This window comes from Sphingosinicella sp. BN140058 (assembly GCF_004135585.1).
Lineage (GTDB): Bacteria > Pseudomonadota > Alphaproteobacteria > Sphingomonadales > Sphingomonadaceae > Allosphingosinicella.
This window is the reverse complement of sequence record NZ_CP035501.1, coordinates 3,334,329-3,347,358: the sequence shown is the minus strand read 5'-3', so window position 1 is coordinate 3,347,358 and position 13,030 is coordinate 3,334,329. Positions and strand designations below refer to the sequence as shown.

Annotated in this window: 11 protein-coding genes; 10 read left to right on the top strand and 1 reads right to left on the bottom strand. The window is 66.1% G+C overall.

Features of this window, described 5'->3' with window-relative positions; all coding sequences use genetic code 11:
- Positions 1–6: 6 nt before the first annotated feature.
- From ETR14_RS14995 to zapE, 3 genes are all read left to right on the top strand, one after another.
- Entirely contained in the window at positions 7–792 is a 786-nt protein-coding gene (locus ETR14_RS14995) for a succinate dehydrogenase iron-sulfur subunit (RefSeq protein WP_129385826.1), read from the top strand.
- 175 nt (positions 793–967) lie between these two features.
- Positions 968–1,414 (top strand): PaaI family thioesterase, encoded by a 447-nt coding sequence (locus ETR14_RS14990; RefSeq protein WP_129385824.1) that lies wholly within the window; start codon positions 968–970, stop codon positions 1,412–1,414.
- Positions 1,411–2,520 carry a cell division protein ZapE gene (gene zapE / locus ETR14_RS14985; RefSeq protein ID WP_129385823.1) on the top strand — a complete coding sequence of 370 codons (1,110 nt, stop codon included), beginning with the start codon at positions 1,411–1,413 and terminating at the stop codon, positions 2,518–2,520. Before ETR14_RS14990 ends, zapE begins: the two co-directional genes overlap by 4 nt.
- Here the strand turns inward: zapE and ETR14_RS14980 are convergent.
- The gene (locus tag ETR14_RS14980) at positions 2,517–3,278 is read right to left on the bottom strand and encodes a YEATS-associated helix-containing protein (protein ID WP_129385821.1); all 762 of its coding nucleotides are present in this window, start codon (positions 3,276–3,278) and stop codon (positions 2,517–2,519) included. The two genes, zapE and ETR14_RS14980, sit on opposite strands and share 4 nt — an antisense overlap.
- A gap of 245 nt (positions 3,279–3,523) precedes the next feature.
- Here ETR14_RS14980 and mdh point away from each other — a divergent pair, with 245 nt between their 5' ends.
- The 7 genes from mdh (at position 3,524) to ETR14_RS14945 (ending at position 12,741) form a co-directional block, all read left to right on the top strand.
- On the top strand, positions 3,524–4,486 hold the full coding sequence (gene mdh / locus ETR14_RS14975; protein WP_129385819.1) for a malate dehydrogenase: 963 nt from the start codon (positions 3,524–3,526) through the stop codon (positions 4,484–4,486).
- Positions 4,487–4,625: 139 nt separating this feature from the next.
- Positions 4,626–5,510 carry a succinate--CoA ligase subunit alpha gene (sucD, locus tag ETR14_RS14970; protein WP_129385817.1) on the top strand — a complete coding sequence of 295 codons (885 nt, stop codon included), beginning with the start codon at positions 4,626–4,628 and terminating at the stop codon, positions 5,508–5,510.
- Between the two features lie 61 nt (positions 5,511–5,571).
- The gene (locus tag ETR14_RS14965) at positions 5,572–8,373 is read left to right on the top strand and encodes a 2-oxoglutarate dehydrogenase E1 component (RefSeq protein ID WP_243455527.1); all 2,802 of its coding nucleotides are present in this window, start codon (positions 5,572–5,574) and stop codon (positions 8,371–8,373) included.
- Positions 8,374–8,385: 12 nt separating this feature from the next.
- The gene (odhB, locus tag ETR14_RS14960) at positions 8,386–9,684 is read left to right on the top strand and encodes a 2-oxoglutarate dehydrogenase complex dihydrolipoyllysine-residue succinyltransferase (protein ID WP_129385815.1); all 1,299 of its coding nucleotides are present in this window, start codon (positions 8,386–8,388) and stop codon (positions 9,682–9,684) included.
- Positions 9,685–9,772: 88 nt separating this feature from the next.
- The gene (lpdA, locus tag ETR14_RS14955) at positions 9,773–11,170 is read left to right on the top strand and encodes a dihydrolipoyl dehydrogenase (RefSeq protein WP_129385813.1); all 1,398 of its coding nucleotides are present in this window, start codon (positions 9,773–9,775) and stop codon (positions 11,168–11,170) included.
- Positions 11,171–11,389: 219 nt separating this feature from the next.
- Complete coding sequence (locus tag ETR14_RS14950; RefSeq protein ID WP_129385811.1) at positions 11,390–12,097, top strand: PepSY domain-containing protein; 708 nt, start codon at positions 11,390–11,392, stop codon at positions 12,095–12,097.
- Between the two features lie 14 nt (positions 12,098–12,111).
- On the top strand, positions 12,112–12,741 hold the full coding sequence (locus ETR14_RS14945) for a trimeric intracellular cation channel family protein (RefSeq protein WP_129385809.1): 630 nt from the start codon (positions 12,112–12,114) through the stop codon (positions 12,739–12,741).
- The last annotated feature ends 289 nt before the right edge of the window (positions 12,742–13,030 follow it).

The following is a 13,030-nucleotide window of genomic DNA, read 5'->3' as shown; positions in this document are numbered from 1 at the left end:
ACAGACATGGCCGAATTCGCCCTTCCCAAGAACAGCCGGATCTCGTCGCGGGGCAAGAACCACGCCGCGCCCGTCGGCGCCAAGCGCATCAAGAAGTTCAAGATCTACCGCTACGATCCGGAGACGGGCGAGAATCCGCGCTACGACACGTTCGAGCTCGATCTCGACGAAACCGGCCCGATGGTGCTCGATGCCCTGCTCAAGATCAAGAACGAGGTCGACCCGACCCTGACCTTCCGCCGCTCGTGCCGCGAAGGCATTTGCGGTTCCTGCTCGATGAACATGAACGGCCGCAACGGCCTCGCCTGCACAACGGCGATCGAGGATTACAAGGGCGAGGTCCGGATCACGCCGCTGCCCCACATGGACGTGGTCAAGGATCTCGTCCCCGATTTCACCCACTTCTTCGCGCAATATGCCTCGATCGAGCCGTGGTTGAAGACCAAGACGCCCGATCCGTCCGGCAAGGAGCGCCTGCAATCGCCGGAGGATCGCGCCAAGCTCGACGGCCTCTACGAATGCATCCTGTGCGCCTGCTGCTCCTCGTCCTGCCCGAGTTATTGGTGGAATTCGGATCGCTTCCTCGGCCCTGCCATCCTGCTTCAGGCCTTCCGCTGGCTCGCCGACAGTCGCGACGAGATGACCGGGGAGCGGCTCGACGAACTCGAGGATCCGTTCCGCCTCTACCGCTGCCACACGATCATGAACTGCGCCAACGTCTGCCCGAAAGGGCTTAACCCGGCCAAGGCGATCGCCGAAACCAAGAAGATGCTCGTCGAACGCGCGGTGTAGTTTTCCGGAATAAGCTCCCCTCCCTTTCAGGGAAGGGTATGGGGGTGGGTCGCGTCCGAGCGGGCTCGATGCCCGCTAGGGCGCCACTCAGCGCTTCGGCAGCATCGAGCTGCCTCACCGCTACTCACCCCTCGCCCCTCCCTTCCAGGGAGGGGGATGTTGACGAGTGAAACCAATGCCCATCCACCCGCTCATCCGCCATGCGCCCGATCCGGATCATCCCGGCTGGCACACGTGGGACGTGCCCGAGGACGGGCGGTTCGCCGAGGCGATCGGCAAGCTGCTGGTGCGCGCCGATGGCCCCGGCCGTGCCCGGGTCCGGATGTTTCCGCAGCATGCGCAGAGCAACCTTTCGAACGTGATGCACGGCGGCGCGGTGATGACCTTCATCGACATGGCCTTCTTCGCCGGCGGCGCGCTCGCCGGCGCTGACGTCGCCTATGCGGTGACGCTCGATTGCGAAACCCGGTTCCTCGCCCCCGGTCGCCTCGGCGTGCCGCTCGACGCCGAGATCGAGGTGCTGCGCGAAACCGGCCGGCTGGTTTTTCTCCGGGGCCTCGTCGTGCAGGAAGGCGGCATCGTCGCCGCCTTTTCGGGCACCTTGCGCAAGGCCAAGGCATGAGCGGCGTCCTTGCCGCCTATCAGGCGCTGATAGCCGCCGGCGAGCTTCGCGAGGATCGCGATCAGCGCACCGCAGCCGCCACCCTCGACCGGGTCGCGCGCGAACTCTCGCGACGACCGAAGGTCGGCCTGTTCGCCCGCCTCGCCGGCAAGGGACCGGCCGCGCCGCGCGGCGTCTACCTGTGGGGCGGTGTCGGCCGCGGCAAATCGATGCTGATGGATCTCGCATTCGACTCGATCGATGTTCGGCGCAAGCGCCGGGTCCACTTCCACGAATTCATGCTCGAGGTGCACGAGCGGCTGCGGGAAGCGCGGCAGCGGGAGGAAGGGGATCCGATCCCACCGGTCGCCCAGGCGATCGCCGAGGAAGCGCGCTTGCTCGCCTTCGACGAGATGGTGATCAACAACAGCGCCGATGCGATGATCCTGTCGCGGCTGTTCTCCCAACTGCTCGCCGCGGGGGTGACGGTGATCACCACTTCGAACCGGCCACCGCGCGACCTCTATCTCGGCGGGCTCAATCGCGAACTGTTCCTGCCCTTCATCGATCTGCTCGAGCGTGATCTCGACGTGGTTTCGCTGAACGGCCCCACCGACTATCGACGCCAGCGGCTCGGCGGCTTCCCGACCTGGTACGTGCCCAACGGCAAGGAAGCGACCGAAGCGCTCAGCGCCGCCTTCTTCCGCATGACCGATTATCCGCCCGAAGACCGGGAGCATGTTCCTTCGACCGATCTGGCGCTCGGCGGCGGCCGCAGCCTGCACGTTCCCAAATGCCTGAAGGGCGTTGCCGTCTTCTCGTTCAAGCGGCTGTGCGGCGAACCGCGCGGTGCCGCCGACTATCTCGCCATCGCCCGCCGCTTCCACACCGTGATTGTCGTCGGCATTCCCAGGATGGGTCCCGAGAACCGAAACGAAGCGGCACGATTCGTCACGCTGATCGACGCGCTCTACGAGCATAAGGTGAAGCTGCTCGCCGCCGCCGACGCAGCCCCGGCCGATCTGTACGTCGCCGGCGACGGGGCGTTCGAATTCGAACGGACCGCCTCCCGTCTCGAGGAGATGCAGAGCGAGGACTATCTCGCCGCCGGCCACGGCGAAAGCTAACGTGGAAGCGCGCCAATCCCGCGCGCCGTGATCTTCCACCGCATGCCTTTGGTGGTCGGCGACTGGGTCGGGGCGACTAGCCCTTTCGCCGCCATCGTGTCCAGAATCTCGCCGATCCGGTTGCGCGGCACGCCGACGTCGGCGGCGATCCCGGTCGCGGTGCGGAACGTCATCTTGGTAAGCGCTTCCAAGGCGCGTTGCTCGGTCTCGTCCAAGGCCGGCGCATTCTCGAAAACGATCCCGCTCTCGGGCAGCTCGCGCGCCGGCGCAGGCTCAGCGGAGCGCTCGTCGGCCACTTCCAAGGCGGTCTCCTGCGCCTCCTCGGCCTTTCGCGCTGCCTGCTCTGCCTGTGCGCCGGCCTGCTCCACCTGCTGAAGGATGCGCTGCGAGATCGAGCCGATGAAGGCACGGGCGGAGAATGCGGCGATCAGGCACAGCCCGACGAAGACGAGATAGGATTCGAGCCGTTCGCCACGTGCGTTGGTGAAGATCACGCCCAGGATGTCGCTGCGAACCAGGCTGAGGAACAAGGGGACGCAGGCGGAGGCGACCAACCCGAGCACGAGGAAGCGCGATTTGCGCGGCCCGCCATAGTCTCCAAGCTCCGACGATTTGCGATCCTCGGCAAGGAAGGCCGCATAGCCCCCGACCAGGCCGCCGACGAGGATGAGGGCGACCACGGTTGCGACCGCGATCATCTCGCCGTCACCGCCAGTCGGCACGGCAGCAGCGGCATTGGACAAAAGGCTGTTTGACATCGGACGTCCCCCCGGCACCCAATAGAATGCACGAAGCTACGTCAGCCGATCCATGCTGTCGATCCCGTCGCCGAAGCGCGTCGGAATTTCGGGTTCGCCGCGTCTCCCGGGGGAATCCCGAGGATCCAATTTTTCCCCAGCGAGGCGGTTGCCCCTCGCGCGTCACGGGTCTAAGCGGGCGCCACATTTGCGGCTGCGATCTGCAGCCGGATCCCGACTTTTGACTAGAAAGGATTGGGAGTCGCATGGCTCGTAAGAAAATCGCGCTGATCGGTTCCGGTATGATCGGCGGAACCCTCGCTCACCTCGCCGCCATTCGTGAGATGGGCGACATCGTCCTCGTCGACGTTGCCGAGGGAATCCCGCAGGGCAAGGCGCTCGATATCGCACAGGCCGGCCCGGTCGAAGGCTTCGATGCGGCGATCAGCGGCACCAATGACTATGCCGACATTGCCGGCGCCGACGTCTGCATCGTCACCGCCGGCGTTGCCCGCAAGCCGGGCATGAGCCGCGACGACCTGCTCGGTATCAACCTCAAGGTGATGAAGGCGGTCGGCGAGGGCATCAAGGCGAATGCCCCCGACGCGTTCGTGATCTGCGTCACCAATCCGCTCGACGCGATGGTGTGGGCGCTGCGCGAATTTTCGGGCCTGCCGCACGAGCGCGTGGTCGGCATGGCCGGCGTGCTCGACTCGGCCCGCTTCCGCACGTTCCTCGCCGACGAATTCAAGGTTTCGGTTCAGGACGTCACCGCCTTCGTGCTCGGCGGCCATGGCGACACGATGGTGCCGGTGGTCGAATATTCGACCGTTGCCGGCATTCCGATCCCCGACCTCATCAAGATGGGCTGGTCGACGCAGGAGAAGATTGACGCGATCGTCCAGCGCACCCGCTCCGGCGGCGGCGAGATCGTCGGTCTGCTGAAGACCGGCTCGGCTTATTATGCGCCGGCGACTTCGGCGCTCGAGATGGCCGAAGCGTTCCTCCAGGACAAGAAAAGGGTGCTCCCAGCGGCCGCCAACCTCACCGGCCAATATGGCGTCGACGGCCTCTATGTCGGCGTGCCGGTGGTGATCGGTGCGGGCGGCGTCGAGCGGATCGTAGAGATCGAGCTCAAGGACGAGGCGAAGCAGAACTTCCAGGTGTCGGTCGACGCCGTCAAGGAGCTGCTCGAAGCCTGCAAGGGCATCGACGAGACGCTGCGTTGATCCTTTCTGCCCTCATGCCTGTCGCAGCCGGTCGGGGCTCCACGGAGTCACCCCGCCCGGCTGCTTCGGCATTGGGGACGGTCCCCGCGCCGGACGGCGCGATTTCTCTCAAGGCCGACTTCGTTGGAGCCGCACACTAATGTCCATTCTCGTCAACGCTGATACCAAGGTCATCACCCAGGGCTTCACCGGCAAGCAGGGGACCTTCCACACCGAACAGGCGATCGCCTACGGCACCAAGGTCGTCGGCGGCACCTCGCCCGGCAAGGGCGGCCAGACCCATCTCGGCCTGCCCGTCTTCGACACCGTGCTCGAAGCGCGCGAGAAGACCGGTGCCGACGCCAGCGTGATCTACGTGCCGCCCGCAGGCGCCGCCGACGCGATCCTGGAGGCGATCGACGCCGAAATCCCGCTGATCGTCTGCATCACCGAAGGCATTCCGGTGCTCGACATGGTCCGCGTCAAGCGCGCCCTCGACGGCTCAGCATCGCGGCTTATCGGCCCGAACTGCCCGGGCGTGCTGACGCCGGGAGAGTGCAAGATCGGCATCATGCCGGGCAACATCTTCAAGAAGGGCTCGGTCGGCGTCGTCAGCCGCTCCGGCACCCTCACCTACGAGGCGGTCTTCCAGACGTCGAACGCCGGCCTCGGCCAGACCACCGCAGTCGGAATCGGCGGCGATCCGGTCAACGGCACCAATTTCATCGACGTACTCGAGCTGTTCCTTGCCGACGAGGCGACCCAGTCGATCATCATGATCGGCGAGATCGGCGGCTCGGCCGAAGAGGAAGCGGCACAATTCCTCAAGGACGAGGCAAAGCGCGGCCGCTCCAAGCCGACCGTGGGCTTCATCGCCGGCCGCACCGCCCCTCCGGGACGCCGCATGGGTCATGCCGGCGCGATCGTTTCCGGCGGCAAGGGCGGCGCCGAGGACAAGATCGCGGCCATGGAAGAGGCTGGAATTCGCGTCTCGCCGAGCCCATCTGAGCTCGGAAAGACCCTCGTTGGGCTGCTTGGCGTCTAAAGAGGGATAGAGCGGGGCGCACGGGCGTTCCCCAAGAGACATTCTCAAGAAGGCGGTAATCGTGGATAATTTCGGCGGCGGCGAACGGGAACAAGGCCCCAGCTGGGCGCGCGACAATTGGCCGGTCACGGATCTCGATCCGGTCAATGCCGGGCTCGATCCAACCTTGATGACGATCGAGAAGGTCGCATCGAAGGCGAAAGCCGCCGCTGTCGCCGCCGGAAAATCCGATGCCGAGGTCGAGCAGGCGGCGCGCGACTCGATCCAGGCGATGACGCTCATCCGCACCTACCGGGTACGGGGCCACCTCGCCTCCGATCTCGATCCGCTGGGCCTCGCGCAGCGTGATCTTCCCGCCGATCTCACCCCGGAGTTCCACGGCTTCACCGGCGCCGCACTCGATCGCAAGGTCTTCGTCGGCGGCGTCCTGGGTCTCGAATGGGCCACGGTGCGCGAGCTGGTCGATGTCCTGCGCGCCAATTATTGCGGCAAGATCGGCTTGGAATACATGCACATCAACGATCTGGAGGAACGCCGCTTCCTTCAGGATCGGATGGAAGGCCGCGACGCCGAGATCCGCTTCACGCCGGAAGGCAAGCAGGCGATCCTCACCAAGGTGATCGAAGGCGAGCAGTGGGAACGCTTCCTCGCCAAGAAATATGTCGGCACCAAGCGTTTCGGCCTCGATGGCGGCGAATCGATGATCCCGGCGCTCGAGGCGGTGATCAAATATGGCGGCCAGCGCGGCGTCGAGGAGATCGTCGTCGGCATGGCCCATCGCGGCCGCCTCAACGTCCTCTCGAACGTGATGGGCAAACCTTATCGCGCCATCTTCAGCGAGTTTGCCGGCGGTGCGTCCAATCCGGCCGACGTCGGTGGATCGGGCGACGTCAAATATCATCTCGGCACCTCGTCCGACCGCGAGTTCGAGGGCGTGCGCGTCCACATGTCGCTGCTGCCCAACCCAAGCCACCTCGAAGCGGTCAATCCGGTCGTGCTCGGCAAGGCGCGCGCCCGCCAGGTGGCGCGCGGCGACAACGAGGGCACCAAGGTACTGCCGGTGCTGCTGCACGGCGATGCCGCCTTCGCCGGCCAGGGCATCGTCGCCGAGTGCCTCGCTTTCTCGGGCCTCCCCGGTTACGGTTCAGGCGGGACCATCCACTTCGTCATCAACAACCAGGTCGGCTTCACCACGTCGCCGCAATTCGCGCGTTCGTCGCCCTACCCGTCGGACGTCGCCAAGATGGTCCAAGCGCCGATCCTGCACGTCAATGGCGACGATCCGGAGGCGGTCACCTTCGCCTGCAAGCTGGCGATCGAATACCGCCAGGAGTTCAAGCGCGACATCGTCATCGACATGTGGTGCTATCGCCGGTTCGGCCACAATGAAGGCGACGAACCGAGCTTCACCCAGCCGCTCATGTATGCCGAGATCCGCAAGCACCCGCCGGTCTCGGAGCTCTACGGCGCCCGTCTGGTCGCAGAGGGCGTGATCGACGACAAGTGGGTGGAGGGCCGGGTTGCGGAATTCACCGGCGTGCTTGAGAACGAGTTCGAGGCGGCGAAATCCTATCTGCCCAACAAGGCCGACTGGTTCGAAGGTCGCTGGAGCGGCATCGGTCGACCGGAAGGCCCCGAGACGGAGCGCCGCAACGCCGAGACCGGGATCGAGGCGGACGTCGTCGCCGAAGTCGGCAAGGTGCTGACCACCGTTCCTGAAGGTCTGACCGTTCACAAGACGCTGCAGCGGATCATCGACGGCCGCCGCCAGATGTTCGAGACCGGCCAGGGCTTCGACTGGGCGACCGGCGAGGCGCTCGCCTTCGGCACGCTGGTCCGCGAAGGCTATCAGGTTCGCCTGTCCGGCCAGGACAGCGGCCGCGGCACCTTCAGCCACCGCCATTCGGTCTGGGTCGATCAGACGGACGGCCACAAATATGTCCCGCTGACCCAGGTTGGATCCGGCCGCTTCGAGGTTCGCGACAGTCCGCTGTCCGAATATGGCGTGCTCGGCTTCGAATATGGCTATGCGCTGTCGGATCCACACACTCTGGTGCTTTGGGAGGCGCAGTTCGGCGATTTCGCCAACGGCGCCCAGGTGATGATCGATCAGTTCATCGCCAGCGGCGAGGCCAAGTGGCTGCGCGCCAACGGCCTCGTGATGTTGCTTCCCCACGGCTATGAGGGTCAGGGCCCCGAGCACAGCTCGGCGCGGCCGGAGCGCTATCTGCAGCTCTGCGCCGAAGATAATATGCAGTTCGCCAACATCACCACGCCGGCCAATTATTTCCACATCCTGCGCCGGCAGATGCACCGCGATTTCCGAAAGCCGCTGATCATCATGAGCCCGAAGTCGCTGCTCCGCCACAAGCTGGCGGTGTCGAGCGCGGAGGACTTCACCGGCGACAGCCACTTCCGGCGCCTGCTCTCGGATCCGAATGGGCCGAGCGAACAAAACGTCAAGCGGCTGGTGCTGTGCACCGGCAAGGTCGCCTACGAGCTGATGGAAGCTCGCGACAAGGCTGGCGACACCAATGTGTCGATTGTCCGCGTCGAGCAGATCTACCCCTTCCCGTCCGAGCCGCTGGTCAAGCGCCTCAAGGCGATGACCAATCTGGAAGAGGTGGTCTGGGCCCAGGAAGAGCCGAAGAACAATGGCTATTGGACCTTCGTCGAGCCGTTCATCGAGCAATGCCTGGTCGAGGCCGGCGTCAAGCCGAAGCGCGCCCGTTACGCGGGACGCGCCGCCTCGGCCTCGCCGGCGACGGGTCTCGCCAAGCGCCACGCCGCCGAGCAGGCGGCGCTGATCGCGGATGCACTCGGTCATGGCGGCGATGCCGTCTCGCAGCGCAAAGCCGGATAAAAAGGGAGTAGAATGGCCACCGAAGTTACCGTCCCGACGCTCGGAGAATCGATCACCGAAGCGACGCTTGGCCAGTGGCTGAAGAAGCCCGGCGAGCCGGTGAAGGCCGACGAGCCGATCGCCAGCCTGGAGACCGACAAGGTCGCCGTCGAAGTTCCCTCGCCCGTCGACGGCGTGATGGGTCAGCAGGTCGTCGCCGAGGGCGACACAGTCGCGGTCGGTGCGCTGATCGCCCGCATCGAGGCAGGCTCGGGCGGCGCTGCCGCGGCGCCGGCCGCTGCTGCGCCGGCAGCCGCAGCGTCGGCTGCGCCCGCGCCCGTTCCGGCCGCGGCTCCCACCGCCGCCCCTGCCTCCGGTCCCGGTGAGAACATCGCCGCGCGCGAGGACGAGTCGCATGACGGCGGGCCGCTCACCCTGTCGCCCTCGGTGCGCCGGCTGGTGCTCGAATTCGGCCTCGATCCCTCGAAGATCAAGGGCAGCGGCAAGGATGGCCGGCTGACCAAGGACGACGTGCTCGCCGCCGCCAAGAGCGCGCCCGCCCAGGCGCAGAATGCTGCGGCGGCACCGTCGCAGAGCGCCCCTGCCCCTGCCCCGACCGCCGGCGGCACCGAGCGGCGCGAGGAACGGGTCCGCATGACTCGTCTCCGCCAGACGGTCGCCCGCCGCCTCAAGGAAGCGCAGAACACCGCGGCGATGCTGACCACCTTCAACGACGTCGACATGACGGCGGTGATGGAGGCGCGCGCGCGCTACAAGGATCTGTTCGAGAAGAAGCATTCGATCCGCCTCGGCTTCATGGGCTTCTTCGTGAAGGCCGCGGCGCTTGCCGCGCGCGACGTGCCCTCGGTCAATGCCTCGATCGAAGGCGACGAGATCGTCTACCGCGACTATCTCGACGTTTCGGTCGCCGTGTCGGCGCCGAACGGCCTCGTCGTCCCGGTGATCCGCAACGCCCATGCGATGGGGTTTGCCGAGATCGAGAAGACGATCGCCGATTTCGGCAAGCGCGCCAAGGACGGCACGCTGACCATGGCCGACATGCAGGGCGGCACGTTCACCATTTCGAACGGCGGGGTGTTCGGATCCCTGCTGTCGACACCGATCATCAACCCACCGCAATCGGCCGTGCTCGGCATGCACCGCATCGAGGAACGCCCGGTGGTCCGGAACGGCCAGATCGTCGCCCGTCCGATGATGTACCTGGCGCTCAGCTACGATCACCGGCTGATCGACGGCCGCGAGGCAGTCACCTTCCTCGTACGCATGAAGGAAGCGCTCGAGGATCCGACGCGCCTCCTCATCGATCTCTGAGAAGAACACACCATATATCCGGCATGAACCGGACGCGGCGAGGTCGGACGGAGTGCCGGCCTCGCATCGCGACAGAAGGAAGCGAGACATGGCAGAGACCAATTTCGACGTGATCGTGATCGGCGCGGGGCCGGGCGGCTATGTGGCGGCGATCCGTGCTGCGCAGCTCGGCCTCAAGACCGCCTGCGTCGAGAGCCGAGAGACGCTCGGTGGGACCTGCCTCAACGTCGGCTGCATCCCGTCCAAGGCCCTGCTCCATGCCTCGGAGCTGTTCGAGGACGCCAATCACGGCACCCTTGCCAAGTTTGGCGTCAAGGTCGGCTCGGTCGAGCTCGACATGGAAACGATGCACGCCGAGAAGGCGAAGGCGGTCAAGGAACTGACAGGCGGCATCGCCTTCCTGTTCAAGAAGAACAAGATCGAGTGGCTGAAGGGTCACGCGGCTTTTACCGGTGCCAACAGCATCGATGTCGCCGGTACCGAGTACACCGCCAAGAACATCGTCATCGCCACCGGATCGTCGGTGACTCCGCTGCCGGGCGTCACCATCGACAACGAGGTGGTGATCGATTCGACCGGTGCGCTGGCACTGCCCAAGGTGCCCAAGCACCTGGTGGTGATCGGCGGCGGCGTGATCGGCCTCGAGCTCGGCTCGGTCTGGCGGCGCCTGGGTGCGACCGTCACCGTCGTCGAATATCTCGATGAGATCCTTCCCGGCATGGACGCCGAAGTGCGCAAGGAGGCGCGCAAGATCTTCAAGAAGCAGGGCTTCGACATCCGCACTTCGACCAAGGTCACCGGCGTCACCCGCAATGGCGACGGCGCCGTCGTTACCCTCGAGCCCGCCGCCGGCGGCGCCGCGGAGACGATTGAAGCCGATGCGGTGCTGGTCTCGATCGGCCGCCGCCCCAATACCGATGGGCTCACGCTCGACAAGGCCGGCGTGCAGGTCAATCAGCGCGGCATGATCGAGGTCGATCATGATTTCGCCACCCCGGTGCCCGGCATCTGGGCGATCGGCGACGTCACGCCCGGCCCGATGCTCGCCCACAAGGCGGAAGACGAAGGCATTGCCGTCGCCGAGAACATTGCCGGCCAGACGGGGATCGTGAATCACGAGGTGATCCCGTCGGTCGTCTACACCCATCCGGAGATTGCCGGGGTCGGCCGCACCGAGGACGACCTCAAGGCCGCGGGCGTCGATTACAAGGTCGGCAAGTTCCCGATGATGGCGAACAGCCGCGCCAAGACCAATCGCGACATGGACGGCTTCGTCAAGGTGCTCGCCGACGCCAAGACCGACCGGGTACTCGGCGTTCACATCATCGCCACCCTCGCCGGCACGATGATCGCCCAGGCCGCCCAGGCGATGGAATTCGGCGCCACCTCCGAAGACATCGCCTACACCTGCCACGCCCACCCGACCCATTCCGAAGCGATCAAGGAAGCGGCGATGGCGGTGCAAGGCCTGCCGATCCACATCTGATGCTCTCAGATCCTCCCCGCCCGCGGGGAGGGGACCGCCCAAGGCGGTGGAGGGGGTTCCGAGACCCACCCGGCACCCCGATTTCTTGACGCAGCGTGGGTCTCCGCACCCCTCCACCACCGCCTGCGGCGGCGGTTCTCCTCTCCGTTCGCGGATAGGATCTGACTGGCAGTTCGTTCCGCGCCTGCCTAAGCTCCCGCTCCACTTCGGGGGCACCGCATGAACGTCCGTCAACAGCTCCGCCGCTGGCATATCTGGCTCGGCTGGATCGTCGGCCTGCCGCTGCTTGCCTGGACCACGAGCGGGCTGGTGATGGTCGCCAAGCCGATCGACGAGGTTCGCGGCGCCGATCTGCTGACGGATGCGCCGGTCCTTCCATCGGGCCTCGTCCCGGCGCCGCCGGCGATCGGGCCGCGTCCGGTGCGCTCCCTCAGGCTCGAGCAGCGCAGCTTTGGGCCGCGCTGGATCGTCACTTATGCGGACGGCGAGTCGCGGGTGGCCGATCCGGCGAGCGGACGCCTGCTTCCGCCACTCACCGCCGCCGACGCAGCGCGCGAGGTTGCCGCGCGCTACACGGGCACATCCCCGATCACGGTCGTCGATCGCACCGACCGCGCCGCGCCGCCGATCGATCTTCGTCGCCCGATCGAGGCGTGGCGAGTGAGCCTGGCCGACGGTACCCGTTTCTACGTCGACGCGGCGACCGGCGAGATCGTCGCCCGGCGTACCCGCTGGTGGCGCTTCTACGACTGGATGTGGGGCCTCCACATCATGGATCTCGAAACCCGCGAGGACAGCCACAACCCGCTGGTCATCGGCTTCGGCATCGTCGTCCTGCTGACCACGATTATGGCGCTCATCATGCTGCCGCTCACCTTGCGCCGTCGCAGCCGCAAGAATGGCGACGCCGCGACAATGCGTTCGTGATAGGAACCGGCCGCATGCCGCCGCTCCCGCTGCCCCCGGTCATCGACCCTCTGCTCGCCTGGTTGGACTGGGGCGGAGTTGCGGTGTTCGCACTTTCGGGCGCACTGGTCGCCGCGGCCCATCGCCAGACCCTGGTCACCTTCATCTTCTTCGGAGTGATCACCGGCGTCGGCGGCGGTACGGTCCGCGACCTGCTGATCGGTGCTCCCGTCTTCTGGATCCATCAGAATGCGACGATCCTGATCTGCGTGGTCGCCGCCTCTCTCGTCTGGCTGCTGCCGGCCCGGATCTGGCGTGGAACCACTTTGCTGTGGCTCGATGCGGTAGGGCTTGCCGCCTATGCGACCTACGGCGCCGCGAAGGGGCTCGCCTTCGGCGTCGCGCCGATCCCCGCGATCGGCATGGGGGTGCTAACCGGCTGCCTCGGCGGCATCGTCCGCGACGTGCTCGCCGGCGAGCCCTCGATCCTGATGCGGCCCGAACTCTACGTCACCGCAGCGGCCCTCTCGGCCGCCCTCGTCGTGGGGCTGGTCACGATCGGAGTGCATGGCGGGGTCGCCGCATTGATCGCCGCCGTGGCCGGCTTTGCCCTGCGGGCCCTTGCCATCGCCCGGAAATGGTCGCTTCCCGCCTATGAGCGCTGACAGCCGATCTTCTGCCACGAAAGAACGCCGTTCGGGCTGAGCTTGTCGAAGCCCTCTCCTTCTTTCTCTCAGGCGGGACAAGTGAGGGCTTCGACACGCTCAGCCCGAACGGGAACAAGAAGCGGGTGGTGGTTACATATGCGGGATCGGACCCGGATCGCTCGGCCGGTTGCCGACGGATTACCGCCGCGGCCGGCTTAGCCCTGCGCGCAGTCGCTCACCGTCTGCAAGCGCTTAGAGCAAGCCTCTTCATACGCAGAACACCGTTCGGGCTGAGCCTGTCGAAGCC

Coding starts and splice junctions, on each gene's coding strand:
- ETR14_RS14995 (WP_129385826.1), top strand. CDS start 7: ATGGCCGAATTCGCCCTTCCCAAGAACAGCCGGATCTCGTCGCGGGGC.
- ETR14_RS14990 (WP_129385824.1), top strand. CDS start 968: ATGCCCATCCACCCGCTCATCCGCCATGCGCCCGATCCGGATCATCCC.
- zapE (WP_129385823.1), top strand. CDS start 1,411: ATGAGCGGCGTCCTTGCCGCCTATCAGGCGCTGATAGCCGCCGGCGAG.
- ETR14_RS14980 (WP_129385821.1), bottom strand. CDS start 3,278: ATGTCAAACAGCCTTTTGTCCAATGCCGCTGCTGCCGTGCCGACTGGC.
- mdh (WP_129385819.1), top strand. CDS start 3,524: ATGGCTCGTAAGAAAATCGCGCTGATCGGTTCCGGTATGATCGGCGGA.
- sucD (WP_129385817.1), top strand. CDS start 4,626: ATGTCCATTCTCGTCAACGCTGATACCAAGGTCATCACCCAGGGCTTC.
- odhB (WP_129385815.1), top strand. CDS start 8,386: ATGGCCACCGAAGTTACCGTCCCGACGCTCGGAGAATCGATCACCGAA.
- lpdA (WP_129385813.1), top strand. CDS start 9,773: ATGGCAGAGACCAATTTCGACGTGATCGTGATCGGCGCGGGGCCGGGC.
- ETR14_RS14950 (WP_129385811.1), top strand. CDS start 11,390: ATGAACGTCCGTCAACAGCTCCGCCGCTGGCATATCTGGCTCGGCTGG.
- ETR14_RS14945 (WP_129385809.1), top strand. CDS start 12,112: ATGCCGCCGCTCCCGCTGCCCCCGGTCATCGACCCTCTGCTCGCCTGG.